We start from the raw sequence: 23,842 nt of genomic DNA, 5'->3' as shown, positions 1-23,842 counted from the left end.
CACCGGACGAACCGGACGAAGGAGAAGAACAATGGACGCCACCGCGAACACCACCGCCCAGGAGCTCGCCGAGCGCTACATCGCCGCCTGGAACGAGACCGACCCCGCCGCCCGCCGCAAGCTCGTCGACGAGACCTGGGCGGAGGACGGCAGCTACACCGACCCGCTGGTCGTCGCCGAGGGCCGGGACGCGGTCGACGCGACGCTCGGGGCGGTCCAGGCACAGTTTCCCGGCCTGCGCTTCCGCCTCGGTGGCCCGGTCGACGCGCACCACGGCATCGCCCGGTTCACCTGGGAGCTCGGCCCCGCCGACGCCGCCGAGCCGCTGGTGATCGGCTTCGACGTGCTGGTCGCGGACGCGGACGGCCGGATCGCGCAGGTCCTGGGCTTCCTGGACAAGGTCCCGTCCGTCTGAGCCGTCCCACCGACCCCGCGCGGGGCTGCTCCCACAGTCCCGCGCGGCCCCACCCCTCCTTGCCAAGTGCCAAGAACCCCACCCACCGACCCATTGGAGCAGGGCAGATGACCGCCATCCGGGTCCCGGCCGACCGGGACTCACGCCTCCCGCACGAAAACCCCGCCGTGCCCGTCGCGGCCGCCGCACCCGCCGCGCCTGCCGCCCGCAAGGGCCTGCTGCCGGTGGTGCTGACCGCGACCTTCATGTCCGCGCTGGACTTCTTCATCGTCAACGTGGCCATCCCGTCGATGCAGCGGCATCTCGGCGCCTCCCCGGCGGCGATCCAGTGGATCGTGGCGGGCTACTCGCTCGCTCTCGCCGCCGGACTGATCACGGCCGGACGGGTCGGCGACATCGTGGGGCGCCGTCGACTCTTCGCGCTGGGGCTGGCACTCTTCACGCTGGCCTCCGCCGCCTGCGGCCTGGCCCCCGACGTCGCCTTCCTGATCGGTGGGCGCGTCGCGCAGGGCCTCGCCGCAGCGCTGATGGGCCCGCAGGTGCTGGGCATCATCCGCACCTCCTTCCAGGGCAAAGCGCAGGCGCGGGCCATCGCGATGTACGCGCTGACGATGGGCCTCGGCGCGGTGCTCGGGCAGCTGATCGGCGGCGTGCTGATCAAGGCCGACCTGTTCGGAACCGACTGGCGGGCCTGCTTCCTGATCAACCTTCCGATCGGCGCGGTCACGGTCGCGCTGGTCAACCGCTGCGTCCCCGAGTCACGTGCGCCGGAACGTCCGCGCCTGGACAACGTCGGCGTCGTGCTCATCACGGCCGCGCTGGTCACGCTCGCGCTGCCGCTGATCCAGGGACGCGGCGACGGGTGGCCGCTGTGGACGTGGCTGTCGCTGGCCGCCTCGGCCGTGCTGTTCGCCGTCTTCGCCGCGCACCAGCGGCACTTGGGCGCACGGCAGGGTTCACCGCTGGTCCCGCCGGAGTTGTTCCGGGGCCGCGCCTTCACGGTCGGCGCGGTGGCCCAACTGCTGTTCTGGAGCGGCCAGGGGTCGTTCTTCCTGATCCTCGCGCTCTATCTGCAGGTCGGCCGCGGGCTGGACGCGCTCACCTCCGGAGTCGTCTTCACCGCGCTGGGCCTCGGCTACTTCGCCACGTCGCTCCGTGCCGACCTGGTCGCGGCGCGGCTCGGACGCCAGGCGGTGGCCCTCGGCGCGGCGTTGATGGCCCTCGGTCTGGGCCTGCTCTGGGCAGGCACCGCACAGATCGGGACCGCACAGATCGGGACCGCAGCCGGGACGCTGCGAGTGCTGTGGCTGGTTCCGGGGCTGGTGGTCGACGGCGTGGGCATGGGCCTGGTCATCGCCCCGATCACGGCGGCGGTACTGACCCGCGTCTCGCCGCAGCTGGTCGGTGCGGCGTCCGGGGTGATCACGACGCTGCAGCAGGTCGGCGGCGCGGTGGGCGTCGCGCTCCTCGGTATCGTCTTCTACGACGCGCTCGGCAGCAGCGGTCCCGCCGGATACGGCCATGCGTTCCAGTCGGGGCTGGCGGTCCTGGTCGTGGTCGAGCTGGCCCTGGCCGGAGTGATCCAGCTGCTACCGCACGATTCCTGACGGTCCATCAGTTGGGTTGAACGGGACGCCTCCCGGAGCTCTGCGCTCCCGGAGGCGTCCTCGCGCGTGTCAGCGGTGCAACTGCTCCGCCGCCTCGGCGGCGACGGCCTCCGCCACCGCGGCCAACGCCGGGGAATCGAGCCGCCACTGCTGCCAGAAGAGCGGCACATCCCGTGACCGCCCCGGCACGATCCGCCTCAACCTGCCGTCGCGCAGCCGGGGTTGCGCCTGCGCCTCGGGCAGCAGACCCCAACCGAGCCCGGTGCAGACGGCTTCCAGGTAGCCCTCGCTGGAGGGGATCCAGTGCCGTGCTCCGTCCGCACCGGCCATACCCCCGGTCAGCTCGCGGGCGAAGCCCTCCTGGAGCTGGTCGCGGCGGTCGAAGAAGACGACCGGCGCGCGCGGGAGCAGCTCCGCCGGGTCGCCGCGCAACCAGGTGTCGACGAACTCGGCGGTGGCGACGGGCAGGTAGCGCATCCGTCCGAGCGCGCGCACCGAGCAGCCGGCGACCGGCTCGGGCGTGGAGGTGACCGCGGCCATCACCTCGCCGTCCCGCAGCAGCGCGGTGGTGTGCGCCTCGTCCTCCCGGCGCAGGTCGAAGGTGAGGCCCGGCTCCCCGGGTGTGTGGCCGAGGCGGCCCAGCGCGGGGACGAACCAGGTCGCCAGCGAGTCCGCGTTGACCGCGATCGCCAGGCGCGGCGGCGTGTCCCCGGCGTCCAGGCCGAGCGCGCTCCGCGCGTCCCCTTCGAGCTGGGCCAGCTGCCTGCCGAAGCGGATCACCACCTGCCCGGACTCGGTGGCCCGCACCGGCTTGGTCCGCGTCAGCAGAACCCGCCCGGTGCGTTGCTCCAGCGCCTTGATCCGCTGACTCACGGCGGAGGGCGTGAGGTGGAGCGCGGCTGCGGCGGCGTCGAAGGTCCCCTCGTCGACCACGGCCAGCAGCGTCCGGACGAGATCGTGCGGCGACCGGCTCTGCGACGGGGCAAGGGGCGGACCGTCTGACTTCATGGCTGCTAATGCTACGTAAAAATCTTTAGCTGGTCTGCAGCAACCTCCCCGACCTAGCGTGGCGGGCATGGGAACACCGCTCACCGCTCTTACCGCCGGTTTCGGCACCGGCCTCTCGTTGATCGTCGCCATCGGCGCGCAGAACGCGTTCGTCCTGCGTCAAGGAATCCGACGCGAGGCGGTGCTGCCGGTGGTGGCGATCTGCGCGGTGTCCGACGCGGCGCTGATCGCCTGCGGCGTGGGCGGGCTCGGCGTCGTGGTCACGGCCTGGCCGGGCGCGATGACCGCCGTCCGGGTCGTCGGCGTGGCGTTCCTGCTCTGCTACGGCGTGCTGGCGGCGCGGCGCGCCTTCCGTGCGCCCGACCCGTCCGGCCCTTCCGGCCTGGAGGGCGGCGGCCCGACCGTCCGCTCGGGCCGCAGGGCCGTGCTCTCCTGCCTGGCGATGACCTGGCTCAACCCGCACGTCTACCTGGACACGGTGCTGCTCCTGGGCGCGGTCGCAGCCACCCACGGCACCCTGCGCTGGCAGTTCGGCCTGGGAGCCACTCTCGCCAGCCTCTGCTGGTTCGCCGCCCTCGGCTTCGGCGCCCGCCTCCTGGAGGGCTTCTTCCGCCGCCCCTCCTCCTGGCGCGCCCTCGACGGCCTCGTCGCCGCGACGATGCTGCTGGTCGCCCTGACGCTGGCGACCGGCGGCTGACGCTGCGTCAGTTTCCACCCACGGTCAGTTGCCCTGCGCCCACAGCCTGCGGACATGCCCGAGATGGGAGCTGATCAGCTCCTCTACCCCCGCCACGTCGCCCGCGATGATCGCGTCGAGCAGCCGCTCGTGCTCCTCCGCCGACTCGACCAGGCGGCCCGCCGAGACCAGGGCCTGGAGGCCGTAGAGGCGGGAGCGGCTGCGCAGGTCGCGGACGGTGTCGACGAGGTGGCGGTTGCCGTGGAGCGCGAGCAGGCCGAGGTGGAAGCGGCGGTCGGCGTCCACGTAGGCGATCAGGTCGCCCCGGCGGGCGGCCGTGACGATGTCGCGGGCGTGGGCGCGGAGGGGTTCGAGCTGGGCCGGGGTCGCGGTCTCGGCGACGCGGACGGTGGCCGGGATCTCGATCAGCTCGCGGATCTCGGTGAAGTCGTCCAGGTCCTGCTCGGTCAGGCCGACGATGCGGAAGCCCTTGTTGCGGACGACCTCGACCAGGCCCTCTTTGGCCAGGTCGAGCATCGCCTCGCGGACCGGCGTGGCGGAGACGCCGAACTCGGCGGCCAGGACCGGCGCCGAGTAGACGATGCCGGGACGGAGTTCACCGGCCACCAGGGCCGCGCGCAGGGCGTGGGTCACCTGCTCGCGCAGGCTGCGCCGCTCCTGCACCGCAGGGAGGTTGAGCGAGCCGCCGCCCGGGCTCTCGATGGGCTCCGTCGTCACCGTCGTACCTCTCGCGCGAAATCCTGTGCAACATCATCCTGCACCATCACGTGACACGAACGAACCCGCGCGTCAGAGCAGGAACCCGGCGGGGAAAGGGTCGGCAGGGTCGAGGAAGTACTGTGCCGTGCCCGTGATCCAGGCGCGCCCGGTCACCGTCGGCACCACGGCCGGTCGCCCGGCGACGGTCGTCTCCTCCAGCAGTCGGCCGACGAACCGGGTGCCGATGAACGACTCGTTGCGGAACTCCGCCCCCAACGCCAGCTCCCCGCGCGCGTGCAGCTGGGCCATCCGCGCGGACGTCCCGGTGCCGCAGGGCGAGCGGTCGAACCAGCCGGGGTGGATGGCCATCGCGTGCCGCGAGTGGCGAGCGTCGGAGCCGGGCGCGGCGAGGTAGACGTGGTGCACGCCGCGGATCCGCTCGTCCTCCGGGTGGACGGGCTCGCCCGCCGCGTTGACGGCGGCCATGGTTGCCAACCCGGCGCGCAGGATCTCGTCCTTGGCGGACCGGTCGAACGGCAGGCGGTAGTCGTCGAGTTCGACGAGCACGTAGAAGTTGCCGCCGAAGGCGAGGTCGTAGCGGATCTCCCCGAAGCCGGGCACGGCGACCTTGGCGTCCAGCCGCTCCGCGAAGGCGGGCACATTGCGCAGGGTCACCGAGGTCGCCGATCCGTCCTCGACGGCCACGTCCACGACGACCAGCCCGGCGGGCGTGTCCAGCCGGACGGTCGTCACGGGCTCCACGACGGGCACCATCCCCGTCTCCACCAGCACGGTCGCCACCCCGATGGTCCCGTGCCCGCACATCGGCAACAGCCCGGACACCTCGATGAACAGCACCCCGTAGTCGGCGTCCGGCCGCGTCGGCGGCTGCAGGATCGCCCCGCTCATCGCTGCGTGGCCGCGCGGCTCGTACATGAGCAGGGTCCGCACATGGTCCAGATGCTCGGCGAAATACGCCCTGCGCTCGGCCATCGTCGCACCCGGGATCACGCCGACGCCGCCGGTGACGACGCGGGTGGGCATGCCCTCGGTGTGGGAGTCGACGGCGTGGTAGATCTGACGTGTTTTCATGACCCGCTCCTCCTAACGCAGTCCCTCGGCGAGGACCTTCTCCGTCGCCCGGGTCACCAGCTCCCGAGCCGGGCCGGTCAGCTGCGCACGCGGGGCACGGCTCGGACCGCCGTGGCGACCGGCAAGGTCCATGGAGAGCTTGATGGCCTGGACGAACTCCGTCTTCGAGTCCCAGCGCAACAACGGGTGCAAGGTGCGGTAGCGCGGCAGGGCGACGGCCAGGTCCCCGGCCACCGCCGCGCGGTACAGCTCCGCACAGGCGCGCGGCAGGGCGTTCGGATAGCCGGCGATCCAGCCGACCGCACCGGCCAGCGCCAGCTCCAGCAGGACGTCGTCCGCACCGATCAACAGGTCGAGACCGGGGGCCAGTTCGGCGATCTCGTAGGCACGCCGGACGTCTCCGCTGAACTCCTTGACCGCGACGATGCTCCCCGCGGCATGCACCTCGGCCAACAAGGACGGGACGAGGTCGACGCGGGTGTCGTGCGGGTTGTTGTAGGCGACGACGGGCAGGCCGACCCGGGCGACCTCGGCGTAGTGCGCGATCACGCCCTCGCGGTCCGCGCGGTAGGCGTTCGGGGGCAGTTGGAGCACCGATCCGGCGCCTGCCGCTGCCGCCTGCTCGACCCAGCGCCGCGACTCGGCGCTGCCGTAGGCGGCGGTACCGGCCATCACCCGGCGGCCGTCCCCGGCGGCCTCGACGGCGACCCGGACCACCCGGGCCCGCTCCTCGTCGGTCAGGGTCTGGTACTCGCCGAGCGAGCCGTTGGGGACCACGCCGTCGCAGCCGTTGTCGAGCAGGAACCGCACATGCCGCGCGTAGGCGTCGTAGTCGACGGACCCGTCCTCGCGGAACGGGAGTGCGGTGGCCACCATGACTCCGTGCCAAGGCGCTTGGCGCTCGTCGGAGGTGGGAACAGGGGCGGGGGTCATTCCTTGGCTCCTCGTGTGGGCGGGGAAGCGGACGGGGGCGGTTCGACGGCGGACTCGGCCAGCAGGCCGAGCGGGACGGGCACGGCAAGCGGGCGGGTCAACGCACCGTCGACGTACGGTTCGGATGCGGAGGTCGCGTAGCCGGCACACAGGCGGGAGACGGCGGGACCGCACATCCGGCCCTGGCACCAGCCCATTCCGGCGCGGGTCAGCAGCTTGACGGTCCGCTGGTCGCCTGCGCCCAGTCCGACGACCGCCTCGCGGATCTGACCTGTCGTCACCTCCTCGCAACGGCAGACCTCGGTGTCGTCGTCGAGCCAGGCGGACCAACCAGGGCCCGGCGCATGGCGGATGGCCATCAGCTCGGCGAACTCCCGCAACCTGGCGCGGCGGCGCAGCAGCGCCGCGGGCACTGCGCGGTCGCCCGCGACAGCCCGCCCCGCCAACTCGCCTTCGACAAGCGCCAGCTGCACGCCCCCGACCCCGGTGGTCTCGCCGGCGGCCCAGATACCGGGGACGCTGGTGCGCTGGCTCGCGTCGACCTCCAGCGCGGCGGCGCCGTCCGCCGACCGGACCGTGCGGCAGCCGAGTTCGAGCGGGAGCTCCAACTGCGCGACCAGCCCGTGCCCGACCGCCACGGCATCGCACGCGACACGCTGCTCCGTGCCCGGGGCCGGCCGCCACGCGCGGTCGAGCCGCATCAGCGTCACCGACTCCACCCGGTCGACGCCGTGCGCGGCGACGACCGCGGTGCGGGTGCGCAGCGCCACCCGGTGCCGGGCGAGGACGGCGGCGTGCCGCGCTCCCTCGACCAACTTGCCGGGGTTGGCGGCGAGCACCCGCGCACCGGACGCGTAGCCGAGGTAGCCGGCCGCCTCGGCCACCAACGGCACCTGCGCCCCGGCCTTGACCAGCGACGCTGCCACGGCCAGCAGCAGCGGCCCGCTTCCGGCGACCACGACGCGGCGTCCCGGCAGCACCAGGCCGGACTTGAGCATCGCCTGCGCTCCCCCGGCGGCGACGACACCAGGCAGCGTCCAGCCCGGGAAGGGCAGCTGACGCTCGTGCGCACCGGTGCCGAAGAGAACATGACGAGCCGTCAGGCTCCGTGCCTGACGTTGGTCCGGGCCGGTGAGAGCGTGGATCCGCCACCGCCCTCCGTTCGGCGTCGGGACGACGGACCAGACGTGGTGGTCGGCGAAGTACTCGACCGGACCGAGCCGTCGCAGCAATGCCGCGAATGCGGCCCAGCCGCGGTGCAGCGCCTGCGGCCGTGCGGCGTGGAGTTCGGCGGCGGGCTGCCGGTAGAACTGCCCGCCGGGCCGCGGCGCGGCGTCCACCAGCGCGACGCGAAGCCCGCGTTCGGCCGCCGCCACGGCACCGGCCAGGCCGGCCGGACCCGCGCCGATCACGGCGAGGTCGAAGTCGGCGGCAACGCGCTCGACCTGACCGGCACAGTCGACCTGACCGGCATGCTCAGGCGAGGTCGGCATGACCGCCCCCTCGCTGCGTCCGCACCTGCGCGCCGGGGCGGGCCGGAGCCAGGCAGGCGCGGACGTTGGGCGTGCCGTCCAGTTCGACCAGGCAGTCGAAGCAGACGCCCATGCCGCAGAAAGCACCACGCGGGCGATTGCCGTTGCGGGTCAACCGCCAAGCCAGGCGGCCGGACTGCCACAGCGCGGCCGCCACCGTCTGCCCGTGCAGAGCGGGGACGGGCTCGCCGTCGAAGCGGAACTCGAAGCCGGCCCCGGGCCTGGCCCTGACGAGCTCGAAGGGGTCGGGCGGTGTGCGACTCACGGCTGCGCCTCCTGCTGCGGATGGGCGAACCTGGCGGGATCGAAGGGCGCAGGGTCGAGGAACGGTCTCTCGCCACGGACGAGTTGGGCGATCAGCAGACCGGTCGCCGGGGCGAGCCCGACGCCCGCGCCCTCGTGACCGCAGGCGTGGAACAGCCAGGACCGGACCGCGTCGCGCCCGATGGCGGGCAGGTGGTCGGGGAGGTACGGCCGGAAGCCCCGGTAGGCGCGGATCGCCCGCACCGAGGCGAGGGCGGGGAAGAGCGCGGTCGCCTGCGCGGCCAGGCGCGCCAGCGCGGGCACGGACAGCCGCCGGTCGAAGCCGACCCGCTCCCGGGTCGCGCCGATCAGCACCGGACCCGCCGCCGTGCCCTCGACCACGGCCGAGCTCTGCAAATCGGCCGATCCGCTGGCGACGTCCGCGACGTAGTCCGCCGCGTAGACCTTGTGCCGCACCAGGGGCGGCAGCGGCTCGGTGACCAGGACGAAGCCGCGTCGGGGCCGTACCGGCAGCGTGGATCCGGCCAGCGCCGCAACCTCACCGCCCCACGTGCCGGCCGCGTTGACCACCGTGTCGCAGTGCAGGGTGCCGTGACGGTCCGTCAGCACGCGTCCCCGGTCCAGGCCGATCACGTCCGTGCGGGTCAGCAGATCAACCCGGCCGGTGTCCCGTGCCCGCCGCAGCAGCGACGCCGCCGCGCGAGCCGGCTGTACCTGGGCATCCTGCGGATAGTGGACGCCACCGGCCAGGTCCGGTGCGAGCTGCGGTTCGAGCTCGCCCAGGCGCTCGGCGGGGACCCACTCGGCCGCGACGCCTGCCTTTCGCTGTCCCTCGGCCAACTCCCGCAGCGCGCCCAGCGCCTGGGCCTCCGAGGCGACCACCAAGCCGCCCTTGGGCTCGTACTCCAGCGCCTGCGCGCCGAGTTGCTCGGCGAGCTCACGCCACAGGCGGATGCCCGCGAGCGCGAGGTCGAGCTCAGGACCGGGCAGCTTGTCCGAGACCAGCAGGTTGCCCTCACCCGCTCCGGTCGTCCCCCCGGAGACCGGCCCGCGATCCACCACCGCAACGCGCACCGCAGGATCCGAGGTGAGCGCATCCGCGCACGCCGCGCCGATGATCCCGGCGCCGATCACGACCACGTCGTAGCGAAGACCTGTAGGCACGTCAGTAATATGTCACACAGCATCCCGGCCGACAATGGTCCACGCGCGGCCATGCACGGTCGCGCACGACCCCGCACACCCGGTCACGTCCGGCAGTACGCCTGTCCGTCGAACGTCCACTCCCAGCCGACCTCGCCCCGCTGCTCGCAGACCCCGGAAAGGGTGACCACGCCGGGCAGGTTCAGCGCGTGGCCGACACAGAGGACCTCGCAGAGCAGGTCCAGGTCCTCGTCCTCGATCCGCAGCACGCCACCCGGCTCCATCCGCAGATCGGCCCACGCGGTCACCGGCTCGTCCTGGGCGAAGAGGCCGCAGACCACCGTGAACGCCCCCACCCCCGCACCGAGAAGGAATCCGCGCAGGGCCTCCGCGCCGTGGGCGTAGGCGATGCGCAGCAACTGCTCGGGAAAGACGCCGGACAACGCAGCCTCCGCGGTCTCGCCGAGCATGCGTGCCAGCATCCCCCGGACCTGACCGCGCTCGTGGGCACGCTCGACGCGCAGCAGGAACTCCGCGAGCGGTTCACCGTGCCAGGGGACCCACTCCTCCTCGCCCGCCGGGTCGGCGAGGTAGGCCAGGTGACTGTCGCCGTCCGTGAGCGGCAGGCTCTCACGTGCGCAGTAGGCCTCGAAGTCCTCCGGCGAGAAGGCCCGCGCGTGCATCTCGACGCAGTCGCGCTGGAGGTCGGCCAGCAGCGCCTCGATATCGCGCAGGTAGTCGCCGAAGCTCTCGTAGCTCGTGCACCCCTCGGAGCGCAGCTCCTCGAAGTCGCCCCGGTTGGTAACCAGACCGAGCATGGTCGGCCGGACCGCCGGCGTCGGCCGCGCCGAGTCCGCGGGCGAGCCGCAGCGGCGGTGGTCGCGCGGGGTCACGACCCGGACGGGCGGGCACTGCGCAGGTCGGGGGCCATTGGGACGAGCCTGCCGGACGGGACGAGCGTGCCTGGCCATGGGAGCCTCCGAAGCTGAACGAGGGGTCGTACTGCTCCTCGTCCTCCCCTCCGGCGATCTTCCTATGCACACCCTCTGTAACAGAACTGTCACTGCTGGTGACGCAGGGCTACGACAGGCACCAACAAAAAGCCACAGGACAGACGAAAGCGCCCCGCCACTCCCCGACTCCGGGGTGGCAGGGCGCCGACGTCTTCGCGAAGCCGCCTGGCTCGTGCGCTCAGTGCGCTCAGTCGCGCTGCGTGCGCTCAGTCGCGCTGCTGGGCGCGGAGCGAGGGCTTCAGCTCCATCAGCCGGGCCAGCAGCCCGTTGACGAAGGAGGGGGACTCATCCGTGGAGAAGTCCTTGGCGATCTCGACGAACTCGTCCAGGACCACCGGGTCCGGGACCGAGTCCTCCCAGATCAGCTCGTACGCACCGAGGCGGAGCACGTTGCGGTCCACGATCGGCATCCGGTCGAGCGTCCAGCCCACCGCGTAGGTGGAGAGCAGGTCGTCGATCCGGGCCGCATGGCGGCCGTAACCCTCGACGAGGTCCCGGGTGTACTCCGGAACCTGCGGCACGCCCTCCTCCCCCGTGCGGGCGCGCGCCACCCACTCGGCGAGGACCAGCGTGGGCCTGACGCCCCGGTGGTCAGCCTCGAAGATGATCTGGAAGGCCTTGGTCCGGGCCTTGTTACGCGCGGTGGCCACGGTTAGGAATTCACCCGGCCGAGGTAGTCGCCGGTGCGGGTGTCGACCTTGATCTTCTCGCCCTGGTTGATGAAGAGCGGGACGCCGACCTCGGCGCCCGTCTCCAGCGTCGCGGGCTTGGTGCCACCGGTGGAGCGGTCGCCCTGGAGGCCCGGCTCGGTGAAGGTGACGACCAGCTCGACGGCGGCCGGGAGCTCGATGTACAGCGGGGCGCCGTCGTGGATCGCGACGACCGCGTCGAAGCCCTCCAGCAGGAACTTGGAGGCGTCGCCGACGACCTTGGGCTCGACGTGGGTCTGCTCGTAGGTGTCCATGTCCATGAACACGAACTGCTCGCCGTCCTTGTAGGAGAACTGCATCGTGCGCTTGTCGACGTTGGCCGTCTCGACCTTCACGCCGGCGTTGAAGGTCTTGTCGACGACCTTGCCGGACAGCACGTGCTTGAGCTTGGTGCGCACGAAGGCCGGGCCCTTGCCGGGCTTGACGTGCTGGAACTCGACGACGGACCACAGCTGGTCGTTGTCGAGCTTGAGCACCATGCCGTTCTTGAGGTCGTTGGTGGAAGCCACAGTCGCCCTAACTTCTGGATTTCGCTTGTCAGCGTTGTCAAGGAACCAAGTCACGTGTCCGGGGACCCCGAAGCGGGATCACAGGGCGAGGAGCTCCTTGGTCGTGATGGTGAGCAGCTCGGCGCCCCCGTCCTCGGAAGGACGGACGACGAGCGTGTCCTCGATCCGGACACCGCCGCGACCCGGGAGTGTCACCCCCAGTCCGACCGTGACCGGCACACGGTTCTCAAGTTTACCGAACTCGCCAGGCCACAGATCCAATGACCCCAGGCGTGGCTCCTCCTCGACATCCAGACCCACTCCGTGACCGACTCCCTCGGCCTGCACGTCCGGGTGCCCGGACGCCTCCAGCACGCGGCGCGCGGCCTGCGCGCAGTCGTCCAACGAGCCCCCCAGCACCAGCCCCTCGCGCGCGGCGCGTTGGGCCGCGAAGACCAGGGCGTGCAGCTCTATCTGCCACTCCTGCGGGGCCAGCCCGACCACGAACGTCCGTGCGGCGGACGCGCGGTAGCCCCGGTAGCAGGCGCCGAGCGAGACGGTGATGAAGTCGCCCTCCTCCACCCGCCGGTCCCCCGGCAGATGCCGCAACCGCCCGGCGTGGTCGCCGGTCCCGACCCGGACCGGGAAGGCCGGTCCGTCCGCGCCGTGGTCGACCATCCGCCGCTCCAGCTCCATCGCCAGATGGCGCTCGCTGCGACCGACCAGGATCGACTCCAGCAGCTCGCCGAGTGCCTGGTCGGCGATCTCGCCCGCGACCCGTAGGCAGTTCAGCTCCTGCTCGTCCTTGACCACCCGCAGTTGCTCCACGCCGTGGTGCAGGTCGCGCAGTTCGGCGCGGGCCGCTGCCACGGCGACGGCGACGGCGCGATGACGGGCGACGGTGAGGTCGTGCTCCTCCACGCCCAGCACCTCCACCTGCGCGGTGGAGGCGAGGACGGCGGCGGGGTCCTGTCCGGGCGGCACGAGCAGCTCGTCCAGCGCGTCGTCCCGGTCCCGGAGCGGATGCGCCACCGCGAGGAGCGCGTGGTCGCGCGTCAACAGCAGGGCCTCCGCCGAGGGCACCCCCGTCAGCCACCGGACGTTCGACGGCGCGGTCACCAACGCGGCGTCCACACCAGCGGCGCTGCAGCGCGCCCGCAGGCGCTCCCGTCGCTCTCCGTACACGTCAGCCATGCTCCGAGGCTATGTTCGCCGACGGCGCCCCGCTCGTTGGAAGCCCTCCGTGAGCAGCAATTTCCGAGCGGTGGGGAAGTTGCACTTACCTCCAGGGGTGCGGGGCTCTGCGCGAGCAACCACCCTGTGCGGACGGCCCTGAACGTTCGGTGCCTACCTGCGTGGGTGGCTTGTCGCGCAGAGCCCCGCGCCCCTAGAGGTGTAACTTCCCCACACCTGAAAACTGCGACCCCGTACTCCCGAAGGACTTACCGCCCGCTGTGAAGAGCCTGCTGCACCGCGTGGTCCAGCGCTGCCGCCGTCTGCGCGATGTCCATGCGGGAGTTGTCGATGATCGGCAGGCCGCTCCCGTACCACCCGGACATGCGGCCGTGGATCACGGCCACCTGCTCGTCGGGCAGCCGTCGGTGCCCGCTGCGCTGCGCGTTGCGGGCGAGGACGACGTCCAGGCCGGGAAGGAGGACCACGGCGATCAGCTGGGGGCCGACGTGGCGGCGCCAGCCGCCGAGGCCGACGGCGGGTTGGTCCGGGAAGACCGCGTCGTCGATGACGACGGAGAAGCCGTTGGCGAGATAGTTCCGCGCGGCGAAGCCGCAGGTGCGGCGGGCCAGGCGGTACTGCGCCTCGGCCTGGTCGTTCCAGCCCGCGGTCGGGCTGGCGAAGCCCGAGCGGACCCACTCCCGGACGTCGTCGAGGCTGACGTGCGCGGTGGGGGTGGGTCGCCGTTCCGCCCAGTAGCGGGCGACGGAGGTCTTGCCCGCGCCTGCCGGGCCGATCAGCAGCAGGGAGAGCGGCCCTCCCGCCGACGCCGCCACCGGTGGTGGCGGTGGCGTGGGCAGCACGAACTGCCCGGTCTGCCCGATCGCCGCGGACTCCGGCAGCGCGCGCAACTGCAGCGTGGCCCGGGGCGGGCCGGAGTTCGAGGACGGCGGCAGGCTGCCCGGGTAGTACCCGTGGCTCTCTGACATCCGGTCACCTCCCGGGGGACGACGATACAACGCGCCGACCCCCGGTACAGTGCCTCACCAGCTGATTGGCCTGATCACAGGGTTGCTCGGCGGCCCGCTCAGCGGTCTGCTCAACGATCTGCGGCAAGCGCCCGCAACGCCAGTTCGTACGAGCCGATGCCGAAGCCGGCGATGGTCCCGCTGGCGACCGCGGAGATCACCGAGGTGTGCCGGAACTCCTCCCGCGCATGCGGGTTGGAGATGTGGACCTCGATCAGCGGCGCGGTGCGCTGGGCCGCCGCGTCCCGCATGCCGTACGAATAGTGCGTGAACGCACCGGGGTTGATGACGACGGGCAGTTGACCGTCGGCCGCCTCGTGCAGCCAGCGGATCATCTCGCCCTCGTCGTTGGTCTCCCGCACGTCGACGTCGAAGCCGAGCTCCGCGCCGAGCTTCGTGCAGCGCTCGACCAGGCCCTTGTACGAGGTGGACCCGTAGACGTCCGGCTCGCGTGAGCCCAACCGGCCCAGGTTCGGGCCGTTCAGCACCAGGACCCGCTGCATCGGACCTCCCTGCGTCGGACCTCCCTGCATCAGACGCCGACCTCCGCGTACGCGGCGACCAGCAGCGTCGGGTCCGGAGCCTCCAGCACGGTCGGCTTGCCCAGACCGTCGAGCACGATGAACCGCAGCCGGTCGGCGCGCGACTTCTTGTCCACCTTCATCGCGTCGAGCAACTTGGGCCAGGCGTCCGCCCGGTAGGTCAGCGGCAGGCCGACGGAGGCCAGCACCGCCCTGTGGCGGTCGGCGGTGGCGTCGTCGAGCCGGCCGGCCAGGCGGCCCAACTCGGCGGCGAAGACCATGCCGACGCTGACCGCGGCGCCGTGACGCCACTTGTAGCGCTCGTTGCGCTCGATCGCATGACCCAGCGTGTGGCCGTAGTTGAGGATCTCCCGCAGCCCGGACTCGCGCAGGTCGCCCGAGACGACCTCGGCCTTGACCTTGATGGACCGCTCGATCAGCTCGGCCGTGTGCGGCCCGGCGGGGGTCTTGGCGCCCTCCGGGTCGGCCTCGATCAGGTCGAGGATGACCGGGTCGGCGATGAAGCCGGTCTTGATGACCTCGGCCAGCCCGCTGACGTAGTCGTGCTTGGGCAGGCTCTCCAGCGTGTCCAGGTCCGCCAGCACACCCACCGGCGGGTGGAAGGAGCCGACGAGGTTCTTGCCCTCAGCGATGTTGATGCCGGTCTTGCCGCCGACCGCGGCGTCGACCATGCCCAGCAGCGTGGTCGGCATGGCGACCCAGCGCACGCCGCGCAGCCAGGTCGCGGCCACGAAACCGGCCAGGTCGGTGGTCGCGCCGCCGCCGATGCCGACGACGACGTCGGTCCGAGTGAAGCCGGTCTGCGCGAGCACGGACCAGCAGTACGCGGCGACCTCGGCCGACTTGGCCTCCTCCGCGTTCGGGATCTGGAGCGCGATGGCCTCGTAGCCCTGCTCGGCCAGGTCGTCGCGGATGGCCTCGCCGGTCGCGGCCAGCGCCTCGGGGTGGACCACCGCGACGCGCTGCGCGGCGGTGCCGATCAACCCGGGCAGCTCACCCAGCAACTGACGGCCGATCAGTACGTCGTAGGCCTCGCTGCCGCCGCTCGCGCCGACACGAATCCTCGTAATGTCCTGACGCCCACTCATGCCTTTTTCAACTCCAGTGCGTCCATGACCGCGTCCGCGACCTGATCCGGCGTCAACCCGGCCGTGTCGACCACGACCTGGGCCACGCGCGTGTACACGGGGCGGCGCTGCTCCATCAGTTCACGCCAACGCGCACGCGGACTGCCGACCAGCAGCGGACGCGGCGCGTCGAGGCCGACCCGCTTGACGGCGTCCGTCAGCGCCACGTCGAGGAAGACCACCGGCAGACCGTGCAACAGCTCCTCGGTCTCCGCGCGCATCACCGCGCCGCCGCCGAGGGCCAGCACGCCCGCGTGGTCGGCGACGGCGGTGCGGACCGCCTCCGCCTCCAGCGCGCGGAAGTGCGGCTCGCCGTCCTCGACGAAGACGTCCGCGATCGGCTTGCCCGCCATCGCGACGACGTCGGCGTCCGTGTCCCGGAAGCCGACGCCGAGCCGCGCGGCCAGCAGCTCGCCGACCGAGGACTTCCCGGCGCCGGGCGGGCCGACCAGGACGACGACGGGCTGCGTCAACTCACTGCGCGTCACTTCACCACCAGGTGGTCGAGGTAGCCCTGGACATTGCGACGGGTCTCGCTGACGTTGTCGCCGCCGAACTTCTCGTTGACCGCGTCCGCCAGGACCAGCGCGACCATCGCCTCGGCGACGATGCCCGCCGCCGGGACGGCGCAGACGTCGGAACGCTGGTGGTGCGCCTTGGCCGCCTCGCCGGTGCGGGTGTCGATGGTCGCCAGCGCGCGCGGCACGGTGGCGATCGGCTTCATCGCGGCGCGGACCCGCAGCAGCTCGCCGGTGCTGAGGCCGCCCTCGGTGCCGCCGGAGCGGCCCGACGCGCGGCGCACGCCCTCGGGGGTCGGCAGGATCTCGTCGTGGGCCTGCGATCCGGGGATCCGGGCCAGCTCGAAGCCGTCGCCGACCTCGACGCCCTTGATCGCCTGAATGCCCATCAGCGCGGCGGCCAGCCGCGCGTCGAGGCGACGGTCCCAGTGCACGTGCGAACCCAGACCGACCGGGACGCCGTAGGCCAGCACCTCGACCACACCGCCGAGGGTGTCGCCGTCCTTGTGGGCCTGGTCGATCTCCGCGACCATCCGCTTCGACGCGTCGGCGTCCAGGCAGCGCACCGGGTCCTCGTCCAGCCGCGCCTCGTCGACGGGGACCGGGACCACCCCGGCCGGGGCCTTGGCCGCGCCCAGCTCGACGACGTGCGAGACGAGCTCGATCCCGCAGGTCTCCTTGAGGTACGAGCGGGCGACCGCGCCGAGCGCGACCCGGGCCGCGGTCTCACGGGCGCTGGCGCGCTCCAGGATCGGACGGGCCTCGTCCAGCGAGTACTTCTGCATGCCCGCCAGGTCGGCGTGGCCCGGACGCGGGCGGGTGAGCGGCTCGTTGCGGGCCAGACCGGCCAGGATCTCCGCGTCGACCGGGTCGGCCGACATGACCTGCTCCCACTTCGGCCACTCGGTGTTGCCGACCATGATCGCGACCGGCGAGCCCATGGTCAGACCGTGGCGGACGCCGCCGAGAAAGGTCACCACGTCCTGCTCGAACTTCATCCGCGCACCACGGCCGTAACCGAGCCGACGACGCGCGAGGGCGTCGGCGACGATCTCGGTGGTGACGGGGACTCCGGCGGGCAGACCCTCCAGCGTCGCGACAAGTGCGGGGCCGTGCGACTCCCCGGCCGTCAGCCAGCGCAGCGTTCCCAAGGGTGTGCTCCTTCAGCTCCCGAAACTGCCTCTGTCGCGATCCTCCCATGTCGGACACGCAGGAGCAGAATCCGTCCCACGAACTGATCAGTCCGTGGGACGGTTCGTGGGGCGCGCGGGGACGCGGTTCCGCGAAGCGGAACGTGCACCAGGCCGTCAGTGCGCGGCGGCCAGTGCGGCCTCCCCGGCGGTGCGCATGGCACCGACCACGTCGGCGTCCGCGAGGCCGGTGAACATCCGGAACTGGAGCACGGCCTGGTGCACCAGCAGGTCGAGCCCGCCGAGCACCACGCCGCCCTGCTGCTGCCAGGCGGCGGCCAACGACGTCGGCCACGGGTGGTAGAGCACGTCGAACAACGCGCCGAGACCCTCCCTGGGCGCGGCCGACAGCGCATCGGCCAGGAAGTCGGTCGCGCCGACCGGCGTCGTGGAGACGACGAGCTCCGCATCGAAGGCCTCGGCTGCCCGGTCCCACTCCTGCGGGACCACGTCGACGCCGAGCCGCTCGCCGAGCGCCCGCATCTGCGCCGCCCGCTCGGGGCCGCGCACGAAGGCGAGCACCGGACCGTCGCAGAGCTGCGCCAGCGCGGCCAGCGCCGAGGACGCCGTCGCCCCGGCGCCGAGCACCGCCGCGCTGCGGACCCGGGTGACGCCGCGCTCGCGGAGCGCGGCGACCAGCCCGGGGACGTCCGTGTTGTCGCCGGTGCGGCGGCCGTCCGGGTGGAAGACGACCGTGTTGACCGCGTCGACCGCCAGCGCGCCCGCGCTCACCTCGTCGAGCAGGCGGATCACCACGCGCTTGAGCGGCATGGTCAGCGAGAGCCCGGCCCAGCCCTCGCCCGCCACGTCGAGCTTGCCGAGGAAGTCGGGCAGACCCACCTCGTCGACCTCGAAACGGTCGTACTGCCACTGCGGCGCCAGCCCCAGCGCCTCGTACCCGGCACGGTGCAGCACCGGCGAGAGCGAGTGCGCGATCGGGCTGCCGAGCACGGCAGCCCGCCGTACCCGCAGCTGATCCTGACGGTCCGTCACTGGCACTGTCCCGTCGAGCGGTTGACGTTCTGCCCGTGGTTGGCGCAGTAGAGCTGGACGTCGTTCAGGAAGTCGCTCCAGGTGACCGCGAACTTGGTGTCGGTCGAGTCGACGGCGACGAAGTACACCCACTGGCCCGGCGTCGGGTTCAGCACCGACTGGATCGCCGCCTCGCCCGGGTTGCTGATCGGCGTGGGCGGCAGGCCCTTGGACTTGTAGGTGTTGTAGCCGTTGGTGATGCCGTCCTTCTGGGCGTTGGTGAAGGTGGTGCTGCCCAGGAAGTACTGCAGCGGGGTGTCGAGCTCCAGGTAGCCGTTGGTCGCGTTGGTGTTCAGGCGGTTGTAGAGCACCCGGGCGATCTTGCCGAAGTCCCCGACGTTGTTGCCCTCGGCCTGCAGGATGCTGGCCTCGGTCAGCACCGCGTAGGCGTCGCCCAGGTTCTGCGACTTGCCCGCCGTGGCGAGCGAGAGCTTCTGGATCTCGTTGTTGGTGTTGGCCACCATCTGCTTGAGCAGGTCGAGCGGCTTCATGCCGGTGGCGATCGAGTAGCGCGTCGGCCAGAGGAAGCCCTCGGGGTTGTTGTGCGCCTCGGGCGGCAGGCCGAGCTGGCTCGCGTCCGCCTTGGCGACACCCGCCGTGGTCCCGGGCGTGAGCTTGAGGGCCTGGTCGATCCTGCCGTAGATGTACTTGGAGGTCTTGCCCTCGGGGATCACCAGCGAGTTGCCACCCGCCTGGTCGATCAGCAGCTGCACGGCCGCGGCGCCGGACATGTGCGAGTTCAGCTCGTAGTACCCGGGCTGGATGGAGACCGACTTGTTGTTGGCGTTGTACGCGTTGGTGAACGCCTTGCTGCTCTCCACCACGCCGGCCTGGACCAGGACCTGCGCCATGACGTCACCGGTGGCGCCGTCCGGGATCTGCACCTGGACCTGGGTGCTGGTGCCGTTGCCGGCGTAGTCCGGCGGCGGGCCGAAGTGCGACTCGTAGTACTGGTAGCCGAAGTAGCCACCGGCGCCGAGGCAGGCGACCAGCACGAGGGACAGGCCCAGGCAGGTCATGCCGCTGCGCTTGCGCTCGCTGCGGCCACGCTCCGCGTCCTTGCGGCGACCGCTGCGGCTGTCGTCGGACTCGGAGAGGAAGGGAACGTACGCCTCCTCGCCGTCCTCGGACTCCTCGACGAAGACGTCCTCGTCGCTGCGCCTGCGACCGCGACCAGCGGTGTGGCCGTCCCCATAGCCATCGTGGCCGTCGCCGTAGGGGTCGAGATCCTCGTCGGACTCGCCGGGGAACGTCTCGCCCCGCGCCTCCGCCTCGAGCCGGGCGGCCTCGGCCACCCAGTCGATCCCGTCCGGGCCGGGACCCGACGGCTGCTGCTGCGGCTGAGGGTGCGTCGCCTGCGGGTTCTGCGGTCCCTGCGGCGCGCCCGGCATCGGCTGCGACTGCGGACGCGGCCGGTACTGCGGCTGCCCCGGACCCGGCTGCGGCGGCTGCTGCGGGTACGGCTGCTGTTGGGGCTGACCGATCTGGTGGCCGGACTGCTGCTGGCCGTACGGGTACTGCTGCGGCTGCTGCGGGTACGGCTGCTGCGGCGGGGTGTACACCGGCTGCTGGCCGGTGCCGTAAGGATCCTGCGGCCAGCCCTGCTGCGGCTGCTGCGGGTGCTGCGCCTGCGGCGGCTGTGGCGCCTGCGCGTGCTGCGGGTACGGCTGTTGACCGTAGGGGTACGGCGGCTGCGGCTGCTGGGGGTGCTGTGGCTGCCCGGTCTGCGGCCCGTACGGATACGGCGACTGCGGCGGATAGCCGCCCTGGTCCCCGTAGGGGCCACCCTGGCCCCACGGTTCGGAGCCGTAGCCCCGGCCCTGGTCGGTCATGCATCCCCTCGGATTCAGCGACGCCCGGTCCAGAAGGCGTCAGCGGCGAATCGAACCAGCGTGCCCATCGGCGGCGCCGTGGACGGAACGTTACCCGACCGAGTCCGACAACTCGGTTTGGCCACGTCCACGCCACGCTGAGCCGCGCCGCCCGTCGCTCAGTGTGACGAAAGGGGCCCGCCAGAAAGCGGACCCCCATTCAGCCGGGCGTCACTCTACAACGGCTGGACCGTCTCGCCGGGCGGTCTTCCGCTGGATTTCTCGGTCTCCAGCGCGCTCTGCAGGATGACCACGGCTGCTGCCTGGTCGATCCGCGAGCGCCCCTGCTTCGACTTCACTCCTGCGGCGCGCATGCCTGCCGCCGCGCTGACGGTGGTCATCCGCTCGTCGACCAGCCGCACCGGCACCGGGTACACCCGGGTGGCCAACTGGCCTGCGTACTCACGGACCTTGGCCGCCGCCGGTCCCTCGCGCCCGCTGAGCGAGCGCGGGAGCCCCACGACGACCTCGATCGCCGCGTACTCCTCGACGATGGCCGTCAGTCTTCCGAGTGACTTCTTACCTGCCGGGACCGTCTCCACCGGAGTGGCCAGCAGCCCGTCGGGGTCACAGCTCGCGACCCCGATCCGGGCGTCGCCGACGTCCACGGCGATCCGGCGGCCTCGGCGCATGGACGGCGCGTCCACAGCGTCCACGCGCCTCAGGCCTTCTCGGCGACGAGGGTGCGCACCGCCTCGACGGCCTGGCCGACCGCGGACGCGTCCTGGCCGCCGCCCTGGGCGACGTCGTCCTTGCCGCCACCGCCGCCACCGAGGGTCTTGGCCGCGGCGCGGACCAGCTCGCCGGCCTTGACGCCGCGCTCGCGGGCGGCCTCGTTGGTGGCGATCACGGTCAGCGGACGGCCGTTGGCCACGGTGAACAGCGCGACGACGGCGGCCCGGCCGCCCTGGCCGACCCGGGCGCGGACGTCCAGAACCAGCTTGCGCAGGTCGTCGGCGCCGGTGCCGTCCGGGACCCGGCCGGTGACCAGGGCCGTGCCGCGCACGTCCTCGGCGCCCTCGGCCAGCCCGGCGGCGGCCTGGAGCACCTTCTCGGCGCGGAACTTCTCGATCTCCTTCTCGGCGTCCTTGAGCTTGGCGAGCATGCCGGAGATCTTCTCCGGCAGCTCCTCCGGACGGCCCTTGACCAGCTCGGTCAGCTGGGCCACTACGGTGTGCTCGCGGGCCAGGAAGTTGTACGCGTCCACGCCGACCAGCGCCTCGACGCGGCGCACGCCGGAGCCGATGGACGACTCGCCGAGCAGCTTCACCAGACCCAGCTGGGCGGTGTTCTGCACGTGCGTGCCGCCGCACAGCTCCTTGGAGAAGTCGCCGATGGTGACGACGCGGACCTTCTCACCGTACTTCTCGCCGAACTCGGCGATGGCGCCCTGCTTCTTGGCCTCGTCGATGCCCATGATCTCGGCGGTGACGTCGAGTTCGCGGGAGAGCACCTCGTTGATCTTCTGCTCGACGTCCGTCAGCACCGTGCCGGGGACGGCGGTCGGCGAGCCGAAGTCGAAGCGGAAGCGCCCCGGGGAGTTCTCCGAACCGGCCTGGGCGGCCGTCGGGCCGAGCGCGTCGCGCAGCGCCTGGTGGGTCAGGTGGGTGGCACTGTGGGCGCGGGCGATGGCCCGGCGGCGGCGCACGTCGATGGTCGCCTGCACGGCGGAGCCGACGGTGATCTCGCCGACCTGCACGACGCCCTTGTGCACGATCACGCCGGGGACCGGCTTCTGCACGTCGTGGATGTCGATGACGGCACCCGACTCGGTGCGGATCCGGCCGTGGTCGGCCAGCTGGCCGCCGCCCTCGGCGTAGAACGGGGTGCGGTCGAGCACGACCTCCACGTCGTCGCCCTCGGAGGCGGCCGGCGCGGAGACGCCGTCCACCAGCAGGCCGACGACGGTGGCCTCGGACTCGTTGTGGGCGTAGCCGGTGAACTGGTTCTCGCCGGACGCGTCCGCGATGGAGCGGTAGGCCTGGACGTCGGCGTGGCCGGTCTTCTTGGCGCGCGCGTCGGCCTTGGCCTTGTCCTTCTGCTCCTTCATCAGACGGCGGAAGCCGTCCTCGTCCACGGAGAGGCCCTGCTCGGCGGCGATCTCCAGGGTGAGGTCGATCGGGAAGCCGTAGGTGTCGTGGAGCTGGAAGGCGTTGTCACCGGAGAGCACCGCACCGCCCGCGGTGCGGGTCTCGGTGATGGCGCTGTCAAGGATGTTGGTGCCGGCCTTGAGCGTCTTGAGGAAGCGGGTCTCCTCGGCCAGCGCGACCGTCTCGATGCGCTTACGGTCCGTCAGCAACTCGGGGTACTGCCGGCCCATCGTGTCGAGCACGACGTCGAGCAGCTGCTCGACGACCTCGCCCTGGGCGCCCAGCAGGCGCATGTTGCGGATGGCGCGGCGCATGATGCGGCGCAGCACGTAGCCGCGGCCCTCGTTGCCGGGGGTGACGCCGTCGCCGATCAGCATGGCGGAGGTGCGCATGTGGTCGGCCACCACGCGCAGCGACACGTCCGAGGCGTGGTCGGCGCCGTAGCGGACGCCGGTCAGCTCGGTGGCCTTGTCGATGACGACGCGCAGCGTGTCCGTCTCGTACATGTTCTGGACGCCCTGGAGGATCATCGCCAGGCGCTCCAGGCCGAGCCCGGTGTCGATGTTCTTGGCCGGGAGGTCGCCCAGGATCGGGAAGTCCTCCTTGCCGGTGCCCGCACCGCGCTCATACTGCATGAAGACCAGGTTCCAGATCTCCACGTAGCGCTCGTCGTTGACGGCCGGGCCGCCCTCGACGCCGAACTCCGGGCCGCGGTCGTAGTTGATCTCCGAGCACGGGCCGCAGGGCCCGGGGACGCCCATGGACCAGAAGTTCTCCGACTTGCCCAGACGCTGGATCCGCTCGGCGGGAACGCCGACGACGTCGCGCCAGATCTGCTCGGCCTCGTCGTCGTCCAGGTAGACGGTGATCCAGAGCTTCTCCGGGTCGAGGCCGTAGCCGCCGTCGGCGACGGAGCTGGTGAGCAGCTCCCAGGCGTACGTGATCGCCCCTTCCTTGAAGTAGTCGCCGAAGGAGAAGTTGCCGCACATCTGGAAGAACGTGCCGTGGCGGGTGGTCTTGCCGACCTCCTCGATGTCCGGGGTGCGGACGCACTTCTGCACGCTGGTCGCCCGGGAGAAGTCCGGCTTGGTCTCGCCCAGGAAGTAGGGCTTGAAGGGCACCATGCCTGCGTTGACCAGCAGCAGGGTGGGGTCGTCCGCGATCAGCGACGCCGAGGGGACGACGGTGTGGCCGCGCTCCTCGAAGAAGCGCAGCCAGCGGCGGCGGATCTCAGCCGACTCCATTACAGGTCCTCATTCCGGTCGAGCTTGCTGGTGGTGATGCTGGGCTGGTGCTGGTGCTGGTGCTGGAGGTTCTGCGGATTCCGTGCTGCCAATGCCTGCCGCGCGGGCGGCTCCGCCGCGTCACGGCCGCGGGGAAGTGCGGAGCGCTGCGGCGCTGCACGCAGCACCGGCGCGTCGGACGGGCCGGGCGCGGCGAGCACGCTGCCGTCCAGGCCGAGCTCGCGGTTGAGCTGGAGCTCGCGCTGGAGCATGCCGGCGCGCACCTCGTCCCTGAAGTTGCGGACGGCGCGGCCGACTTCGAGCGAGCCGACGGCCGCGCCCTCGGCCAGGCTGCCGGGGGTGAGCGAACGGGCCACCCGGTTCGCCTTGTTGAGGGTCCAGACGGTGGCGCCTGCGCCCACCGCCATCCAGAAGATCCGGCGCATC

The 23,842-nt window shown here is 72.0% G+C and carries 24 protein-coding genes; 3 read left to right on the top strand and 21 right to left on the bottom strand.

Going from position 1 to position 23,842, the window contains the following annotated elements; genetic code table 11:
- Positions 1-31 precede the first annotated feature (31 nt).
- Both ABH940_RS19695 and ABH940_RS19690 read left to right on the top strand, forming a co-directional pair.
- Complete coding sequence (locus ABH940_RS19695) at positions 32-415, top strand: nuclear transport factor 2 family protein (protein ID WP_370072652.1); 384 nt, start codon at positions 32-34, stop codon at positions 413-415.
- Between the two features lie 107 nt (positions 416-522).
- A complete protein-coding gene (locus ABH940_RS19690) occupies positions 523-2,022 on the top strand; it encodes an MFS transporter (RefSeq protein WP_370072651.1) in 1,500 nt (499 codons plus the stop codon).
- 69 nt (positions 2,023-2,091) lie between these two features.
- Here ABH940_RS19690 and ABH940_RS19685 read toward each other — a convergent pair whose 3' ends face one another.
- Positions 2,092-3,030: a LysR family transcriptional regulator ArgP gene (locus tag ABH940_RS19685; protein ID WP_370105855.1), complete on the bottom strand. Its 939-nt coding sequence runs from the start codon at positions 3,028-3,030 to the stop codon at positions 2,092-2,094.
- 67 nt (positions 3,031-3,097) lie between these two features.
- Here ABH940_RS19685 and ABH940_RS19680 point away from each other — a divergent pair, with 67 nt between their 5' ends.
- Positions 3,098-3,727 (top strand): LysE/ArgO family amino acid transporter, encoded by a 630-nt coding sequence (locus ABH940_RS19680; protein ID WP_370072649.1) that lies wholly within the window; start codon positions 3,098-3,100, stop codon positions 3,725-3,727.
- 24 nt (positions 3,728-3,751) lie between these two features.
- Here the strand turns inward: ABH940_RS19680 and ABH940_RS19675 are convergent, their stop codons facing one another.
- The 20 genes from ABH940_RS19675 to ABH940_RS19580 form a co-directional block, all read right to left on the bottom strand.
- Positions 3,752-4,429 carry a GntR family transcriptional regulator gene (locus ABH940_RS19675; protein ID WP_370072657.1) on the bottom strand — a complete coding sequence of 226 codons (678 nt, stop codon included), beginning with the start codon at positions 4,427-4,429 and terminating at the stop codon, positions 3,752-3,754.
- 87 nt (positions 4,430-4,516) lie between these two features.
- Complete coding sequence (locus tag ABH940_RS19670) at positions 4,517-5,518, bottom strand: proline racemase family protein (RefSeq protein WP_370072648.1); 1,002 nt, start codon at positions 5,516-5,518, stop codon at positions 4,517-4,519.
- A gap of 12 nt (positions 5,519-5,530) precedes the next feature.
- Positions 5,531-6,451 carry a dihydrodipicolinate synthase family protein gene (locus tag ABH940_RS19665; protein WP_370072647.1) on the bottom strand — a complete coding sequence of 307 codons (921 nt, stop codon included), beginning with the start codon at positions 6,449-6,451 and terminating at the stop codon, positions 5,531-5,533.
- A complete protein-coding gene (locus tag ABH940_RS19660) occupies positions 6,448-7,944 on the bottom strand; it encodes an NAD(P)/FAD-dependent oxidoreductase (protein WP_370072646.1) in 1,497 nt (498 codons plus the stop codon). Before ABH940_RS19660 ends, ABH940_RS19665 begins: the two co-directional genes overlap by 4 nt.
- On the bottom strand, positions 7,928-8,248 hold the full coding sequence (locus ABH940_RS19655; protein WP_370072645.1) for a (2Fe-2S)-binding protein: 321 nt from the start codon (positions 8,246-8,248) through the stop codon (positions 7,928-7,930). The genes ABH940_RS19660 and ABH940_RS19655 overlap by 17 nt, the downstream gene beginning before the upstream one ends.
- Positions 8,245-9,411, bottom strand: coding sequence for an NAD(P)/FAD-dependent oxidoreductase (locus ABH940_RS19650; protein WP_370105854.1), 1,167 nt, complete (start codon positions 9,409-9,411; stop codon positions 8,245-8,247). The genes ABH940_RS19655 and ABH940_RS19650 overlap by 4 nt, the downstream gene beginning before the upstream one ends.
- An 83-nt stretch (positions 9,412-9,494) precedes the next feature.
- Positions 9,495-10,283, bottom strand: a complete 789-nt coding sequence (locus ABH940_RS19645) for a hypothetical protein (RefSeq protein WP_370072643.1) — start codon at positions 10,281-10,283, stop codon at positions 9,495-9,497.
- A gap of 326 nt (positions 10,284-10,609) precedes the next feature.
- Positions 10,610-11,053, bottom strand: a complete 444-nt coding sequence (nusB, locus tag ABH940_RS19640) for a transcription antitermination factor NusB (RefSeq protein ID WP_370072642.1) — start codon at positions 11,051-11,053, stop codon at positions 10,610-10,612.
- A 2-nt stretch (positions 11,054-11,055) separates the two neighbouring features.
- The gene (gene efp, locus ABH940_RS19635) at positions 11,056-11,622 is read right to left on the bottom strand and encodes an elongation factor P (RefSeq protein WP_370072641.1); all 567 of its coding nucleotides are present in this window, start codon (positions 11,620-11,622) and stop codon (positions 11,056-11,058) included.
- 78 nt (positions 11,623-11,700) lie between these two features.
- A complete protein-coding gene (locus tag ABH940_RS19630; protein WP_370072640.1) occupies positions 11,701-12,795 on the bottom strand; it encodes a M24 family metallopeptidase in 1,095 nt (364 codons plus the stop codon).
- 248 nt (positions 12,796-13,043) lie between these two features.
- Complete coding sequence (locus ABH940_RS19625; RefSeq protein ID WP_370105853.1) at positions 13,044-13,763, bottom strand: AAA family ATPase; 720 nt, start codon at positions 13,761-13,763, stop codon at positions 13,044-13,046.
- A gap of 110 nt (positions 13,764-13,873) precedes the next feature.
- Complete coding sequence (gene aroQ, locus ABH940_RS19620) at positions 13,874-14,305, bottom strand: type II 3-dehydroquinate dehydratase (protein WP_370072638.1); 432 nt, start codon at positions 14,303-14,305, stop codon at positions 13,874-13,876.
- 29 nt (positions 14,306-14,334) lie between these two features.
- On the bottom strand, positions 14,335-15,432 hold the full coding sequence (gene aroB, locus ABH940_RS19615; protein WP_370072637.1) for a 3-dehydroquinate synthase: 1,098 nt from the start codon (positions 15,430-15,432) through the stop codon (positions 14,335-14,337).
- The gene (locus ABH940_RS19610; RefSeq protein ID WP_370072636.1) at positions 15,429-15,959 is read right to left on the bottom strand and encodes a shikimate kinase; all 531 of its coding nucleotides are present in this window, start codon (positions 15,957-15,959) and stop codon (positions 15,429-15,431) included. The genes aroB and ABH940_RS19610 overlap by 4 nt, the downstream gene beginning before the upstream one ends.
- Positions 15,956-17,140 carry a chorismate synthase gene (gene aroC / locus ABH940_RS19605; protein WP_370072635.1) on the bottom strand — a complete coding sequence of 395 codons (1,185 nt, stop codon included), beginning with the start codon at positions 17,138-17,140 and terminating at the stop codon, positions 15,956-15,958. Before aroC ends, ABH940_RS19610 begins: the two co-directional genes overlap by 4 nt.
- A gap of 156 nt (positions 17,141-17,296) precedes the next feature.
- A complete protein-coding gene (locus tag ABH940_RS19600; RefSeq protein WP_370105852.1) occupies positions 17,297-18,178 on the bottom strand; it encodes a shikimate dehydrogenase in 882 nt (293 codons plus the stop codon).
- A complete protein-coding gene (gene mltG, locus ABH940_RS19595; protein WP_370105851.1) occupies positions 18,169-20,043 on the bottom strand; it encodes an endolytic transglycosylase MltG in 1,875 nt (624 codons plus the stop codon). The genes ABH940_RS19600 and mltG overlap by 10 nt, the downstream gene beginning before the upstream one ends.
- A 215-nt stretch (positions 20,044-20,258) precedes the next feature.
- The gene (ruvX, locus tag ABH940_RS19590; protein ID WP_370072656.1) at positions 20,259-20,714 is read right to left on the bottom strand and encodes a Holliday junction resolvase RuvX; all 456 of its coding nucleotides are present in this window, start codon (positions 20,712-20,714) and stop codon (positions 20,259-20,261) included.
- Positions 20,715-20,743: 29 nt separating this feature from the next.
- The gene (alaS, locus tag ABH940_RS19585) at positions 20,744-23,416 is read right to left on the bottom strand and encodes an alanine--tRNA ligase (RefSeq protein WP_370072632.1); all 2,673 of its coding nucleotides are present in this window, start codon (positions 23,414-23,416) and stop codon (positions 20,744-20,746) included.
- On the bottom strand, positions 23,416-23,841 hold the full coding sequence (locus ABH940_RS19580) for a DUF6167 family protein (RefSeq protein WP_370105850.1): 426 nt from the start codon (positions 23,839-23,841) through the stop codon (positions 23,416-23,418). The genes alaS and ABH940_RS19580 overlap by 1 nt, the downstream gene beginning before the upstream one ends.
- Position 23,842: the final 1 nt, after the last annotated feature.

The organism is Streptacidiphilus sp. BW17, from assembly GCF_041262485.1.
In the GTDB taxonomy this organism is placed as follows: Bacteria; Actinomycetota; Actinomycetes; order Streptomycetales; family Streptomycetaceae; genus Streptacidiphilus.
Note: the sequence above shows the minus strand (reverse complement) of the source record. Positions and strands in the feature narration are given on the sequence as shown.